Origin of the sequence: Usitatibacter rugosus (assembly GCF_013003965.1) — a bacterium.
GTDB classification, from domain to species: Bacteria; Pseudomonadota; Gammaproteobacteria; order Burkholderiales; family Usitatibacteraceae; genus Usitatibacter; species Usitatibacter rugosus.
In genome coordinates this window covers 4411084-4424150 of record NZ_CP053069.1, presented here as the reverse complement: position 1 = coordinate 4424150, position 13067 = coordinate 4411084, and the positions used below count along the sequence as shown (strand labels likewise).

12 protein-coding genes are annotated in these 13067 nt (G+C 67.7%); 7 read left to right on the top strand and 5 right to left on the bottom strand.

Annotated features, from left to right (window positions below; translation table 11 throughout):
* Positions 1-12 precede the first annotated feature (12 nt).
* From DSM104443_RS21060 to DSM104443_RS21050, 3 genes are read left to right on the top strand one after another with little or no spacing between them, the layout of a single operon-like run.
* Positions 13-603, top strand: a complete 591-nt coding sequence (locus tag DSM104443_RS21060) for a glutaredoxin family protein (protein ID WP_171095866.1) — start codon at positions 13-15, stop codon at positions 601-603.
* 45 nt (positions 604-648) lie between these two features.
* A complete protein-coding gene (gene xth, locus DSM104443_RS21055) occupies positions 649-1416 on the top strand; it encodes an exodeoxyribonuclease III (protein WP_171095864.1) in 768 nt (255 codons plus the stop codon).
* Positions 1413-4106: a bifunctional diguanylate cyclase/phosphodiesterase gene (locus DSM104443_RS21050; protein WP_171095862.1), complete on the top strand. Its 2694-nt coding sequence runs from the start codon at positions 1413-1415 to the stop codon at positions 4104-4106. The genes xth and DSM104443_RS21050 overlap by 4 nt, the downstream gene beginning before the upstream one ends.
* Before the next feature lie 17 nt (positions 4107-4123).
* Here the strand turns inward: DSM104443_RS21050 and ntrC are convergent, their stop codons facing one another.
* The 4 genes from ntrC to glnA all read right to left on the bottom strand — a co-directional run bounded on the left by ntrC (position 4124) and on the right by glnA (position 8920).
* The gene (gene ntrC / locus DSM104443_RS21045; protein WP_171095859.1) at positions 4124-5563 is read right to left on the bottom strand and encodes a nitrogen regulation protein NR(I); all 1440 of its coding nucleotides are present in this window, start codon (positions 5561-5563) and stop codon (positions 4124-4126) included.
* On the bottom strand, positions 5560-6621 hold the full coding sequence (gene glnL, locus DSM104443_RS21040) for a nitrogen regulation protein NR(II) (protein WP_171095858.1): 1062 nt from the start codon (positions 6619-6621) through the stop codon (positions 5560-5562). The genes ntrC and glnL overlap by 4 nt, the downstream gene beginning before the upstream one ends.
* Positions 6622-6712: 91 nt before the next feature.
* Positions 6713-7339 carry a DUF4124 domain-containing protein gene (locus DSM104443_RS21035; protein WP_171095855.1) on the bottom strand — a complete coding sequence of 209 codons (627 nt, stop codon included), beginning with the start codon at positions 7337-7339 and terminating at the stop codon, positions 6713-6715.
* A 171-nt stretch (positions 7340-7510) separates the two neighbouring features.
* Entirely contained in the window at positions 7511-8920 is a 1410-nt protein-coding gene (glnA, locus tag DSM104443_RS21030) for a type I glutamate--ammonia ligase (protein ID WP_171095853.1), read from the bottom strand.
* 242 nt (positions 8921-9162) lie between these two features.
* On the opposite strand from glnA, the gene aroE reads away from it, so the two are divergent.
* Genes aroE through thpR form a run of 4 tightly spaced genes read left to right on the top strand, consistent with a single transcriptional unit; the run spans position 9163 to position 12661 of the window.
* Positions 9163-9987 carry a shikimate dehydrogenase gene (gene aroE, locus DSM104443_RS21025; protein WP_212756831.1) on the top strand — a complete coding sequence of 275 codons (825 nt, stop codon included), beginning with the start codon at positions 9163-9165 and terminating at the stop codon, positions 9985-9987.
* Positions 9984-10679 carry a monofunctional biosynthetic peptidoglycan transglycosylase gene (gene mtgA, locus DSM104443_RS21020; protein ID WP_171095852.1) on the top strand — a complete coding sequence of 232 codons (696 nt, stop codon included), beginning with the start codon at positions 9984-9986 and terminating at the stop codon, positions 10677-10679. Before aroE ends, mtgA begins: the two co-directional genes overlap by 4 nt.
* A gap of 21 nt (positions 10680-10700) precedes the next feature.
* Positions 10701-12155: a magnesium transporter gene (gene mgtE / locus DSM104443_RS21015; RefSeq protein ID WP_171095850.1), complete on the top strand. Its 1455-nt coding sequence runs from the start codon at positions 10701-10703 to the stop codon at positions 12153-12155.
* A 2-nt stretch (positions 12156-12157) separates the two neighbouring features.
* Positions 12158-12661 (top strand): RNA 2',3'-cyclic phosphodiesterase, encoded by a 504-nt coding sequence (thpR, locus tag DSM104443_RS21010; protein WP_171095847.1) that lies wholly within the window; start codon positions 12158-12160, stop codon positions 12659-12661.
* Between the two features lie 75 nt (positions 12662-12736).
* On the opposite strand, the gene DSM104443_RS21005 is transcribed toward thpR, so the two are convergent.
* Positions 12737-13048, bottom strand: a complete 312-nt coding sequence (locus DSM104443_RS21005; RefSeq protein WP_171095846.1) for a histone — start codon at positions 13046-13048, stop codon at positions 12737-12739.
* Positions 13049-13067: the final 19 nt, after the last annotated feature.

The window sequence follows — 13067 nt, the reverse complement described above, 5'->3', positions numbered from 1 at the left end:
GTGGAGGACCCGATGTACGCGAAAAGGCTGCTCTCCTGCATCGCCGCCGCGCTCCTGGCGGCGCCCACGTTCGTCTGCGCGCAGCAGACCATCTACAAGTGGGTCGACAAGGACGGCAAGACCGTCTTCTCCGACTCGCCGCCGCCGAAGGACGCCACCTCGACGAGCCAGCGGACGGTGAGCTCCGGGGCGCCCTCGGCTTCGAGCCTGCCGTATGCCACGCAGATGGCGATGGAGCGCAACCCCGTCACCTTCTACACCTCCACCGACTGCGGCTCGTTCTGCGATCGCGGCCGCACGCTGCTGTCGCAACGCGGCATCCCGTACAGCGAGCGTAATGCCACCACCGATCCCGGCGCCGGTGCCGCGCTCGAGAAGGTCGCCGGCTCGCTCATCGTGCCCGTGCTCGTGATCGGCGGGAGCACGATCAAGGGATTCGACGAATCGCAATGGACGTCCGCCCTCGATGGCGCGGGCTATCCCCGCACGGCGCTGCCGAACCAGGTCAACCCGCGCGCCACGCCGCCTGCCCCGCCCAAGCCCGCCCCGAAGCCGGCGGAGCCCGAAGCCGCGCCGGCCGAGCCCGCGCCCGAGCCCAAATAGCCTTCGTGCGACGACGACACGCGCTCTCGCGGCGTGGATAGCCGCGTGCGCATCGCCACCTGGAACGTCAACTCCCTCAACGTGCGCCTGCCGCACCTCGAGGCGTTCCTGCGCGACCAGTCGCCCGATGTCGTCTGCCTGCAGGAAACCAAGTGCGAGGAATCGAAGTTTCCCGGCGCCGAGATCGAGGCGATGGGCTATCGCTGGGTCCACAACGGCCAGAAAACCTATAACGGCGTTGCCATCCTCGCCAAGGCGGGGTGCGGCAACGTGGGCAGCGGCATTCCGGAGTTCGCGGACGAGCAGAGCCGCGTCATCGCCGGCGATGTGGGCGACGTGCGGATCGTCTGCGTCTACGTGCCCAACGGCCAGAGCGTGGGCTCGGACAAGTACGAGTACAAGCTGCGCTGGCTCACGGCGCTCCGCGCGTGGCTCGCCGCCGAGCTCGTGGCGCATCCGAAGATGGCGGTGCTGGGCGACTACAACATCGCCCCCGAGGCGCGCGACGTCCACGATCCACTCGCATGGGAGGGCCGCGTGCTCTTCAGCGAGCCCGAGCGCGCCGCGTTGAAGGGGCTGATCGCCACGGGCTTCGTCGATGCGTTTCGCCTCTTCGAGCAACCCGAGAAATCGTTCACGTGGTGGGACTACCGCCTGAACGCCTTCAAGCGGAAGATGGGCCTGCGCATCGACCACGTGCTGCTCTCCACCGCGCTCGCGAAGGCCTGCACCGCGTGCACCATCGACACGGGGCCGCGGGGGCTCGAGCGCCCCTCCGACCATGCGCCCGTCCTCTGCGAGCTGAGCCTGTGAGCACCGTCCATCCCGCCGGTTCGGAAGAGCGCCTTGCGCGCCTGCGTGCGTACCGCGTGCTCGACGCGCCTCCGGAGCCCGCGTTCGAGGAGCTGGTGCGCCGCGCCCGCGAGGCCGCGCGCGTGCCGATGGCGTGGCTGTCTTTCTTCGACGGCGAGCGCGAATGGATCAAGGCGCGCTCCGGCGTGGCGCTCGCGGAGCTGCCGCGCGAGCAGTCGCTCGCCTTCGGCCACGGAGACCCGAGCGCCCCGCTGCTGATCGAGGACCCGGCGCAGCTCCGCGCCCATCCGTTCTTCGGCGGTGACATTCGCGCGCGCTTCTTCTGCGCCATGCCGCTCGCCTGCCCCGACGGCACGGTCGTGGGCACGCTCACCATCCTCGACCGCATTCCGCGCCGGCTCACCGCTTCGGAGCGGTCCGCGCTCGAGAACCTGGCCGCGCTCGCAGTGGCGCGCCTCGAGTCGCGCCTGGAAGGCGCGCCCGCGGCCATGAGCGCGCTGCGTGGCACGAAGGCCGCGCCCGAAGCCGAGGTGCGCGTGGAGCAGCTCGCTCGCGAGTACCAGCGCCTCACCGAGCTCCTCGAAGAGGAGATCGGCCTGCGCCGCGTGACGGAGGAGGGCCTGCGCGTCGAGAAGGAGTTCTCCGACGCCGTGATCCAGAGCCTGCCCGGCGCCTTCTACCTCGTGAGCCCGCAGTGGGAGCTGCTGCGCTGGAACGCGAACCTCCTGGTCGCCACGGGCTACACGTCCGCGGAGATCGGTGCCATGAAGCCGCAGGACTTCATCTCGCCGAAGGACCGCTCGCTCGTCGAGCACGCCGTGCGCGAGGTGCTGGAGCACGGCAAGGAAACGTCGATCGAGGCCGAGGTCGTGGACCGCGCGGGCAACGTCCGCCCCTACGCCTTCACCGGCAAGCCGCTGCGCATGGGCGGGCGGCACTACATGATCGGCATCGGCCGCGACATAACGCTCCGCAAGCGTGCCGAGCAGCAGATGGCGCGCGCGAAGGAGCGCCTCGACCTGGCGCTCACCAGCTCCAGCCTCGCGCTGTGGGACTGGGACCTCGCGGCCAACCGTGTCTACTTCAACGAGAGCTGGGCCTGGCTGCTGGGCGACGCGCCGCGCGAGTCCACGTTCTCGGGCGAGGAAGTGCAGGAGTGGAACCACCCCGAGGACCGCGACGTCTTCCGCGTGGCCATCGCCAACGCGATCAAGGGGGTGAGCGAGGAATTCGACTGCGAGTACCGGGTCCCGAACGCGGCGGGTGAATGGATCTGGATCCATTCGCGCGGCAAGGTGACGCACCGCGACGAAGCGGGGCGCGCCGTGCGACTCACGGGCACGTCGACCAACGTGACCAAGCGGAAGGCCGCGGAGGAACGCGCCGAGTACCTCGCCACCCGCGATGCGCTGACCGGCCTGCCCAATCGCGTGCTGCTGCACGACCGCCTCGAGCAGGGCATCGTGAACGCCGCGCGCAACCACGCCGGCTTCGCGTTCATGTTCATCGACCTCGACCGCTTCAAGACCATCAACGACTCGCTCGGCCACCAGGTGGGCGACGAGTTGCTGAAGCGCGTGGCCGCTCGCCTCACCGCGTGCGTGCGCGCCTCGGACACCGTGGCGCGCCTGGGCGGCGACGAGTTCGCCGTCATCCTCGAGAACCTCGGCGACGGCGACGTGGGCGACGAGGGTGCGCAGGCGGTCGCGGAGAAGATGATCGCGGCCATGGGCGCTCCGATGCTGATCAACAACCAGCACCTGAACACGTCGTGCTCGATCGGCATCAGCCTCTATCCCAACGACGGCAAGGATTCGGCCACGCTCATGAAGCACGCGGACGTGGCGATGTACTTCGCGAAGGAGAAGGGCCGCAACAACTACCAGTTCTTCGGCGCGGAGATGAACGCGCGCGCCCAGGAGCGGCTCTCGGTCGAGAATTACCTGCGCCTGGCGCTTCGCAGGAACGAGCTCGTGATCCACTACCAGCCGCGCATCTCGGTGGCCACCGGCGAGCTGGTCGGCGTGGAAGCGTTGATCCGCTGGCAGCACCCGCGCCGCGGCCTGCTGCCGCCCGGGCGCTTCATCGAGGTGGCGGAAGACTCAGGCCTCATCGTGCCCATCGGCGAATGGGTGCTCGAGCACGCCTGCGCGTTGATCGCGGATTGGCAGAAGCGCCTGAAGCCGGGGCTGCGCCTCTCGGTGAACCTCTCGGTGGGCCAGGTCGTGGACGGCGAACGCCTCTACAAGGCGGTGAGCCAGGCGCTCACCATCAGCGGCATCGATCCCGCGACGCTCGAGCTGGAGCTCACCGAATCGATCCTCATGCAGAACATCGCGGAGAAGGCGGCGCTGCTGAACCGCCTGGGCGAGCTGGGCGTGGGCCTCGCGATCGACGACTTCGGCACGGGCTACTCGTCGCTCTCGTACCTGAAGACGCTGCCGGTCGATTCCATCAAGATCGACAGCTCGTTCGTGCGCGACATCCACAGCGATCCGGACGACCTCGCCATCATCAAGGCGATCCTCGCCATGGCGCACTCGCTGCGTCTCTCGGTGGTGGCCGAGGGCGTGGAGACGGAAGCGCAGTTCAACGCGTTGCGCGATCTCGGCTGCGACGAATACCAGGGGTACTACGCGAGCGCAGCGTTGCCAGCAGCCGAATTCGAACGCAAGTACGGAAACAAATAGGGTCAGACCCTAATTACCTATTCCTTCGTGTCGATCTTCAGTTCCTGGATTTTTCGGGTGAGCGTGTTGCGCCCGATGCCCAGGAGCGTCGCGGCCTCGATGCGCCGTCCCCCGGTGTGCGCCAGTGCCTTCACGATGAGCGCGGTCTCGAAGTCGCGCGTGAGCGGATCGGCCACGCCGGATTCCCCGCGGGCCAGCCGAGCGGCGACTTCGCGCTCCAGCGCGCGGCGCCAATCGGATTCCGGGCTCGCCGCGGACGAGGGCGAATCGCCGCGCACTTCCGGCGGCAGGTCCTTCACGTCGACGACCTGCCCCGGGGCCATCACCGTCATCCAGTGGCAGAGGTTCTCCAGCTGGCGCACGTTGCCCGCCCAGTCCTGCGCGGCGAGGAAGGCGAGCGCGGCATCGGTGAGGCGCTTGCCCTCGACGCCGAGGTCGCGGGCGCTCTTCGCCAGGAAATGGCGCGCGAGCATCGGGATGTCCTCGCGGCGCTCGCGCATCGGCGGCAGGCGCAGGCGAATCACGTTCAGCCGGTGGTAGAGATCTTCGCGGAAGAGCCCCTGGCGCACGCGCGCCTCCAGGTCCTGGTGCGTGGCCGCGATCACGCGCACGTTCGCGGTGAGCGGCGTGTGGCCGCCCACGCGGTAGAACTGCCCGTCGGAGAGCACGCGCAGCAGTCGAGTCTGGAGATCGGGCGGCATGTCGCCGATCTCGTCCAGGAACAGCGTGCCGCCCTCGGCCTGCTCGAAGCGGCCGCGGCGCATCGTCTGCGCTCCGGTGAAGGCTCCGCGCTCATGGCCGAAGAGCTCGCTTTCGAGGAGGTCCTTGGGAATCGCGGCCGTATTGATGGCGATGAAGGCGCGCCCGGCGCGTGGGCTGTGGCGGTGCAGCGCCCGGGCGACAAGCTCCTTGCCGGTGCCCGACTCGCCGGTGATCAGGACCGTCGCATGCGAGTGCGCGAGGCGGCCGATGGCGCGGAAGACTTCCTGCATCGCCGGTGCCTGGCCGAGGATCTCGGGCGTCTCCGCATTTTCCGGCGGAGCCTCGACCTGCTGGCGGCGGCTCTCCTCGATCGCGCGGCGCACGAGGTCCACGGCGTGATCCACGTCGAAGGGCTTGGGAAGGTACTCGAAGGCGCCGCCCTGGAACGCGGCGACGGCGCTCTCGAGGTCGGAATACGCCGTCATGATGATCACGGGCGTGGCGGGCAGGCGTTCCTTGAAGCGCTGCATCAGCTCGAGGCCCGAGAGCCCCGGCATGCGGATGTCGCTCACGACGACCTGCGGGAGCTCGTCGTCGAGGTAGTCGAGCGCTTCCTGCGCGGTGCCGAAGGTGCGGTGTGCGATGCCCTCGCGCGCGAGCGCCTTCTCGAACACCCAGCGGATGGACCGGTCGTCGTCGATGATCCAGACGGACGAGACGGCGGGGTCGGGCAGGGAAATGGGGACAGCGTTCATCGGAACTCCGCGATCGCCGCTTCGCGCGCTCGCACGGGCAGCAGCAGGGTGAAGCGCGTGCGGCCCGGCACGCTCTCGTATTCGATCATCCCCTGGTGGCGGCCGACGAAGCTCTGCGCCAGCGACAGGCCGAGGCCCGTGCCGCCCTCGCGCCCGCTCACCATGGGATAGAAAATCAGCTCGGCCAGCTCCGGAGGCACGCCGGGACCGTCGTCCTCGATCGTGACGGCGATCGCGAGGCGATGCCGGCGGCGTGCGACGGTCACCTGCCGCTCGATGCGCGTGATGATGGCGATCTCGCCCTTGCCGCTCGTGGCCTGCGCGGCGTTGCGCGCGACGTTGAGCACCGCCTGGATCAGGCTTTCCTTGTCGCCGACGAGATCCGGAAGGCTGGTGTCGTAGTCGCGGCGGATCGACAGGCCTTCGGGGAACTCGGCGAGGAGCACCGCGCGCACGCGCTCGGTCACCTCGTGGATGTTCACCGGCTCGATGCGCGGCAGGCGGTTCGGCGTGAGCAGCCGGTTCATGAGCGACTGCAGGCGGTCGGCTTCCTTCACGATCACCTGCGTGAACTCGCGCAGCTCCGGATCGGACAGCTCGCGCTCGAGCAGCTGCGCGGCGCCGCGGATCCCGCCCAGGGGATTCTTGATCTCGTGCGCGAGGTTTCGCAGCAGCTCGCGGTTGGCCTGCTGCTGCTCGAGGATGCGCGCCTCGCGCGCGATCTTCAGCTGCTGCTCGAGCTCGCGGAATTCCAGCAGCAGGACGCCATCGCCCGCCTCGGTGGGGCTGATCACGCAGTGCAGGTGCACCGCCTCGCCCGCGACGTCCAGCACCAGGTCGTTGTCGTTGAACCCGGCCTCCGACTCGAGCGATTGCTGCAGGCGCCCGACGAAAGCGTCGTTGCCCGGCAGCACCTTGTCGATGCCGGCGCCGAGCAGGTGCTTGCGCCCATGGGCGAGCAGGGTTTCGGCAGCGGGGTTGGCGTAGGTCACGTGGAGTTCGTCGTCGAGCAGGAGCACGGCGGCCGAGAGCAGCTCCAATCCGGAGAGCACGCTCATGGCCGGCGTTCAGACGAACAAAAAGCAATTAGCGCGCCAGCCACGGGGGCCGGCGCGTCGGCAGGACGCCGGAAAGGGGGACTGGTCGAGGCTAGGGCTTCAAGGCGCCGAGCTCTTTCTTGAGCGCCTCGATGTTCTTCTCGTGCTCGGCTGCGGTAGCTTGCAGGCCGCGAATGCGGCCGGAGGCCTTCTCGAGCTTGTTGCGAAGCTCGACCTGCTGGGACGGCGTCGGATCGGCCGTGGCCTGCGCCATGCGCACCACGGCGACCAATTCGGGGTTGCGTTGCTCTTCGCCGAGGTTGCGGCGCACGTTCGAGAGCTGGTCTTCCTCGCCCTTCAGCTCTTCCTCGAGGATGCGGCGGCGCTCCTCGTCGCGCTTCTTCTGCAGCGACGTGTCCACCTTCGGGAAGCTCACCGCGCTCGCCGACGGCATTGCCGTCACGATCGCGACCGCGGGCTTGATGTTCGCTTCGGCCGAAGCCGGTGCCGGCGTGGGTGCGGCCGGCGGCTTCGCCGCGACGCCCTGCGGCTGCAGCATGCCGGTGGGCGTGGCCGGGATCAGCGTGAGCGGCTCGAGCTCCACCACCGCGGCATCTTTCATCGGCTTGTTCGTGTACGTCACCCGGCCGTTCGCGTCCACGTGCTTGTAGATCGTGGACTGCGCGAGCGCGCTTGCGCTCGTCACTGCCAGGAACGTTGCAATCCAGAGCTTCTTCATCTCGCGCTCCCATTCGCGAAACGGGAAGGAAAGGATGCGATGGCGTCATGAAAAAAGCAACTAGATCAATGAGATAGTTGTGTGACACCCCCATAGCTTGTGGTCGGGGGTGGAAAAAAACACAAAGGGGGCGGTCGCCCGCCCCCTTTGTCGCGTCCATTCGCGAATCCGTCAGGACGAGTAGTACATGTCGAACTCGACCGGGTGCGTCGTCATGCGGAAGCGCTGCACCTCCTCGTACTTGAGCGCGATGTACGCATCGATCATGTCGTCGGTGAACACGCCGCCCGCCTTGAGGAAGCCGCGGTCCTTGTCCAGGCTCTCCAGCGCCTCGTCGAGCGACGCGCACGGATGCGGCACCTTCGCGGCCTCTTCGGGCTCGAGGTCGTAGAGGTTCTTGTCGAGCGGATCGCCGGGGTGGATCTTGTTCTGCACGCCGTCCAGGCCCGCCATCAGCAGCGCGGCGAAGGCGAGATACGGATTCGCCGTCGGATCCGGGAAGCGCACCTCGACGCGGCGGCCCTTCGGGCTCGACACGAACGGGATGCGGCACGAGGCCGAGCGGTTGCGAGCCGAGTACGCGAGGTTGATCGGAGCCTCGAAGCCCGGCACGAGACGCTTGTACGAGTTGGTGCCCGGGTTGGTGATCGCGTTCAGCGCCTTCGCGTGCTTGATGACGCCGCCGATGTAATAGAGCGCGAAGTCGGAGAGGCCTGCGTAGCCCTCGCCGGCGAAGAGGTTCTTGCCGCCCTTCCACACCGACTGGTGCACGTGCATGCCCGAGCCGTTGTCGCCCACGACCGGCTTCGGCATGAAGGTGGCCGTCTTGCCGTACGAGCGCGCGACATTCCACACGGTGTACTTGAGGATCTGCAGCCAGTCGGCGCGCTTCACGAGCGTGTTGAACTTCGTGCCGATCTCGCACTGGCCCGGCGCCGCGACTTCGTGGTGATGCACTTCCACCTCGACGCCCTGCTCCTCGAGTGCCAGGCACATGGCCGAGCGCATGTCCTGCAGCGAATCGACCGGCGGCACGGGGAAGTAGCCGCCCTTCACCGGCGGACGGTGGCCGAGGTTGCCGCCCTCGAACTTGCCATCGGTGGACCAGGGCGCTTCTTCCGAGTAGATCTTCACGCTGGAGCCCGACATGTCGACCTTCCACTCCACCGCGTCGAACACGAAGAACTCGGGCTCCGGGCCGAAGTACGCCGTGTCGCCGAGGCCGGAGCTCTTGAGGTAGGCCTCGGCCTTCTTGCCGATGGTGCGCGGGTCGCGCTCGTAGCCCTTGCCCGTGGAGGGCTCGAGCACGTCGCACGACAGGACGAGGGTCGGCTCGTCGAAGAACGGGTCCATGCGCATCGAATCCGGATCCGGCATGAGCAACATGTCCGAAGCTTCGATACCCTTCCAACCGGCGATGGACGATCCGTCGAAGGCGTGGCCGTCGGTGAACTTGTCTTCCCCGAAGAACTTGGTCGGGACGCTTACGTGCTGTTCTTTTCCTTTCGTGTCGGTAAAACGGAGGTCGACGAACTTGACCTCGTTTTCCTTGATCGTCTTGAATACGTCGCCGACTGCCATGGAGTTCTCCTGAGGGGTGGTGAATGCACAGAAATGGTAAACGAGCGGCCGAAATGACCCGGTCGAGGCCTCTGAATAGCGAAAAACATGCCACTGGCGATTGTACGTAAGGCATTGAACGCCAATGCGTACTTCGTCGATTTTTGGCCGCGACGCACGAACATGGTGCCAATTTTGGCCGCACGCACCATCATAGAGCATCAACACAAAAACTCAACGCTCGTCACCCCCATACCTATTAAATGATGGCAACGCCCCCGCGCTTCGTGGTCATCGGCAATCCCGTCGGCCACAGCCTCTCGCCGGCGATCCACGCGCAGTTCGCGATGGAGACCGGCACCGCCCTGGAGTACGCGACGCTCCTCGCGCCGATGGAGGATTTCGCCGGTTCGGCGAGCGCGTTCTTCGAAGGCGGCGGGCGCGGCGCCAACGTGACGCTGCCGTTCAAGATCGAGGCGTTGCGGTTCGCGGCGAGCGCCACCGATCGCGCGCGCCTCGCGGGTGCGGCGAACGTGCTCACCTCGACGGGCGGACGCATCGCGGCGGACAACACCGACGGCGCCGGGCTCATCGCCGACCTCACGCGCAATCTCGGCGTGTCGCTCGCGGGCGCGCGCATCGCATTGCTGGGCGCAGGCGGTGCAGCGCGGGGTGTGATCGCGCCCTTGCTGGAATCGCGGCCCGCGGCTCTCGTGATCGCGAACCGGACGCTCGATCGCGCCGAAGCCCTGGCGAAGGAGTTCGCGTCGCTCGGCCCGATCGAAGCGCGGACTCTCGCCGGGGTCGCGGACGGAAGCTTCGACGTGCTCATCAACGCGACGTCCACGTCGACGAAGGGCACGCCGCTCGCGCTGGCGCCAGGCTGCCTCGCGCGCGGCGCGCTCGCCTACGACATGGCCTACGGACCGGCCGCGAAGCCGTTCGTCGAGCACGCGCGTGCGCTGGGTGCGCGCGGCAGCGACGGGCTCGGCATGCTGGTGGAGCAGGCGGCCGAGGCATTCCTTGTCTGGCACGGGACGCGGCCCGCGACGGCGGCGGTGCTGGCGACGATGCGCGCTCGCCCATGAAGACCTTCGCGCGCTACTTCGCGTGGCTGCTGGCCGGCCTCGCGGCGCTGCTGATCGCCTACGAGCTCACGTTCCTCGCGCGCGTGTGGTGGTGGAAGGACCACAACCCGCAGTCGACGGCCTTCATGGAAGCGCAGCTCGAGCGCCTGCGCGAGAAGAAGCCCGACGCGAAGCTGAAGCAGCAGTGGGTGCCCTACGAGAAGATCTCGCCCAGCCTCAAGCGCGCCATCGTCGCCGCGGAGGACGCGAAGTTCGTCGACCACGAGGGCTTCGACTGGGAGGCGATCGAGAAGGCGATGGAGAAGAACAAGCAGAAGGGCAAGGTGGTCCGCGGCGGCTCGACCATCTCGCAGCAGCTCGCGAAGAACCTCTTCCTCTCCGGCAACCGCACGCTGTGGCGCAAGGGGCAGGAGGCACTGATCACGGTGATGATCGAGAAGCTGTGGCCCAAGCGCCGCATCCTCGAGGTGTACCTGAACGTGATCGAGTGGGGCGACGGCGTCTTCGGCGCCGAGGCGGCCGCGCGCCACTACTACGGCACCAGCGCCTCTGCGCTCGGCCCCGAGGGCTCCGCGCGCCTTGCCGCCATCGTTCCCAACCCGCGCTTCTACGACCGCAACCGCAACACCGCGTGGCTCGAGCGCAAGACCGGGATCATCCTCGCGAGAATGCCCGCGGCCGAGCTGCCCTAGCCGCTTACAATGGGCGGGCTCATGGCCCGCCGTCCCGAAGACATCCCGCGTTCGGAATCGCCCCAGGATCACCTGGAGGCGGTGACGCGCCTGATCGCGAAGCAGAAGCTGGTCGAGGACCTCGTCCATCGCCAGGGCGAGCAGGACGGGCGCAAGCCCGCGCTCGTCGAAGGCCTGGTGCACAAGCAGAACCTCGCCGAGCTGCAGAAGCGCCTCGATGGCCTTCACCCCGCGGACGTGGCCTACGTGCTGGAGGGCTTGCCGCCGCTGGACCGCATCGCGGTCTGGGGCCTGGTCCGCAGCGACCGCGACGGCGAGATCCTCCTCGAGGTGTCGGATGCGGTGCGCGAGACGCTCCTCGCGGACATGGACAGCGCGGAGATCGTCGCCGCGGCCCAGCACCTCGATGCCGACGAGATCGCCGACCTCGCGCCCGACCTGTCGGAAGAGATCGTCCAGGACATCATCGAGGCGCAGGACGTCGACGAGCGCGCCGAGCTGCAATCGGCCCTGTCGTATCCGGAAGGCACGGTCGGCGCGCTGATGGACTTCGAAGTGGTGAGCATCCGCGACGACGTCACCGTCGAAGTGGCGCTGCGCTACCTCCGGCGCTACGACGAGCTGCCGGCGCAGACCGACGCCATCTTCATCGTGGACCGGGACGATCGCCTCCTGGGTGTCCTCCCGCTGAACAAGCTGCTGGTGACCGATCCCGACGTGGAAGTGGCGTCGATCTACCAGCAGAACGTCGTCTCCTTCGCCGCCGACAGCGACGCCGAGGAGGCCGCCCGGGCGTTCGAGCGCTACGAGCTCGTGAGCGCGCCGGTCGTGAGCGCCGACGGCAAGGTGACCGGTCGCGTGCCGGTGCAGGCGGTCCTCGACTACGTGCGCGAGCGCCAGGAGCAGCAGGAGCTGGCCAAGGTGGGTCTGCGCGAAGAGGAGGACATCTTCTCCACGGTGTGGGCGTCGGTGAAGAACCGCGGCCCGTGGATCGCGCTCAACCTCTGCACGGCCTTCATCGCTTCCCGCGTGGTCGGTGCGTTCGAGGGGTCGATCGAGAAGCTGGCGGCGCTGGCGGCGTTGATGCCGATCGTCGCCGGCATCGGCGGCAACACGGGCAACCAGACGGCCACGCTCATCGTGCGCTCCCTCGCGCTGGGCCAGGTGAGCGCCAGCAACGCGCGCCGGCTGCTGGCCCGCGAGCTGGGCGTGGCGGTCACCAGCGGCGTGATCTGGGGGAGCGTCCTGGGTGTTGTCGCGTGGATGCTCTACCGCAACGTCGCGCTGGGTGGCGTGATGGCGATGGCGATGATGCTGAACATGATCGTGGCCGCCCTCGCGGGCCTCTTCATCCCGCTCACCATGGAGCGCTTCGGCCGCGATCCGGCCGTCGGCTCGAGCGTATTCCTCACGTTCATCACCGACAGCATGGGCTTCTTCGTCTTCCTCGGGCTCGCGACGATCTTCCTCATCTAGCCGTGGCGCGCCATTTCTTCGCGCTCTGGCCGGATGCCGCCGCCGCGGCCGCGCTCGCCGCGCTGGCACGAGAGCTGGCGGAGCAGTCGGGCGGCAAGCCCGTCCCCCGCGAGAAGATCCACCTCACGCTGGCTTTCCTGGGCGAGATCGATCCCGAAGCCGTCGAGCGTGCGCGCGGGGTGGCCGGCGCTATTCGTGCAACGGCCTTCGAGGTGCGGCTCGACCGCACCGGATCGTTCCGGGGTGCTCGCGTGGGTTGGGCGGGCTGCGAGTCGCCGGCGCCGGGCCTCATCGATCTCGCCGCGCAGTTGGGCCAGGCGTTGAAGGACGCGGGATTCGTGCTGGAGGAGCGGCCGTTCGCGCCGCACGTCACGCTGGCCCGCCGCATCCGTTCGGCGGTGGCGCGCACGCCCATTGCGCCCATCCCATGGAGAGCGAGCGCATTGGCGCTGGTCCGCTCGGAAGCGGGACGCTACGAAACGATCGGGAGTTGGGAAACCCGCTAGCGAGGCGCTAATCGACCGGGGGTGGTTCCGCTTGCGCGGGGGGTCGGTTAGCGCCTCGTTTCCGGGTCAAGCCGCCTAGCTCATCGGCTTGATCAGCGGCGTGATGACCGGGGTGACGGCCGGAGCCATCATCGGCTTCATCGCTACCGGAGCCGCCATCTTCTTCATGGCCGGCTTCGCCGCTTTGCGCTTCTTGGCCGGCTTTTTCTTTCCGGCCTTCTTCTTAGCTTTCTTGGCTGCCTTCTTGGCTGGTTTGCGTTTCTTCGCAGCCTTCTTCTTTGCAGCTTTCTTCTTGGTCGACTTTTTAGTTGACCGTTTCTTCGCTTTCTTGGCCTTTTTGGCTTTTTTCGCGGTTTTCTTCTTCGCAGCTTTTTTCTTCGTTGCCATGGTGTTGCTCCTTTCAATG

What these genes read in the sequence shown, in the direction of transcription:
- DSM104443_RS21060 (WP_171095866.1), top strand. Translation starts at nt 13, where the DNA reads ATGTACGCGAAAAGGCTGCTCTCCTGCATCGCCGCCGCGCTCCTGGCG.
- glnL (WP_171095858.1), bottom strand. Translation starts at nt 6,621, where the DNA reads ATGAGCGTGCTCTCCGGATTGGAGCTGCTCTCGGCCGCCGTGCTCCTG.
- ntrC (WP_171095859.1), bottom strand. Translation starts at nt 5,563, where the DNA reads ATGAACGCTGTCCCCATTTCCCTGCCCGACCCCGCCGTCTCGTCCGTC.
- mgtE (WP_171095850.1), top strand. Translation starts at nt 10,701, where the DNA reads ATGGCCCGCCGTCCCGAAGACATCCCGCGTTCGGAATCGCCCCAGGAT.
- DSM104443_RS21005 (WP_171095846.1), bottom strand. Translation starts at nt 13,048, where the DNA reads ATGGCAACGAAGAAAAAAGCTGCGAAGAAGAAAACCGCGAAAAAAGCC.
- mtgA (WP_171095852.1), top strand. Translation starts at nt 9,984, where the DNA reads ATGAAGACCTTCGCGCGCTACTTCGCGTGGCTGCTGGCCGGCCTCGCG.
- glnA (WP_171095853.1), bottom strand. Translation starts at nt 8,920, where the DNA reads ATGGCAGTCGGCGACGTATTCAAGACGATCAAGGAAAACGAGGTCAAG.
- aroE (WP_212756831.1), top strand. Translation starts at nt 9,163, where the DNA reads ATGATGGCAACGCCCCCGCGCTTCGTGGTCATCGGCAATCCCGTCGGC.
- DSM104443_RS21035 (WP_171095855.1), bottom strand. Translation starts at nt 7,339, where the DNA reads ATGAAGAAGCTCTGGATTGCAACGTTCCTGGCAGTGACGAGCGCAAGC.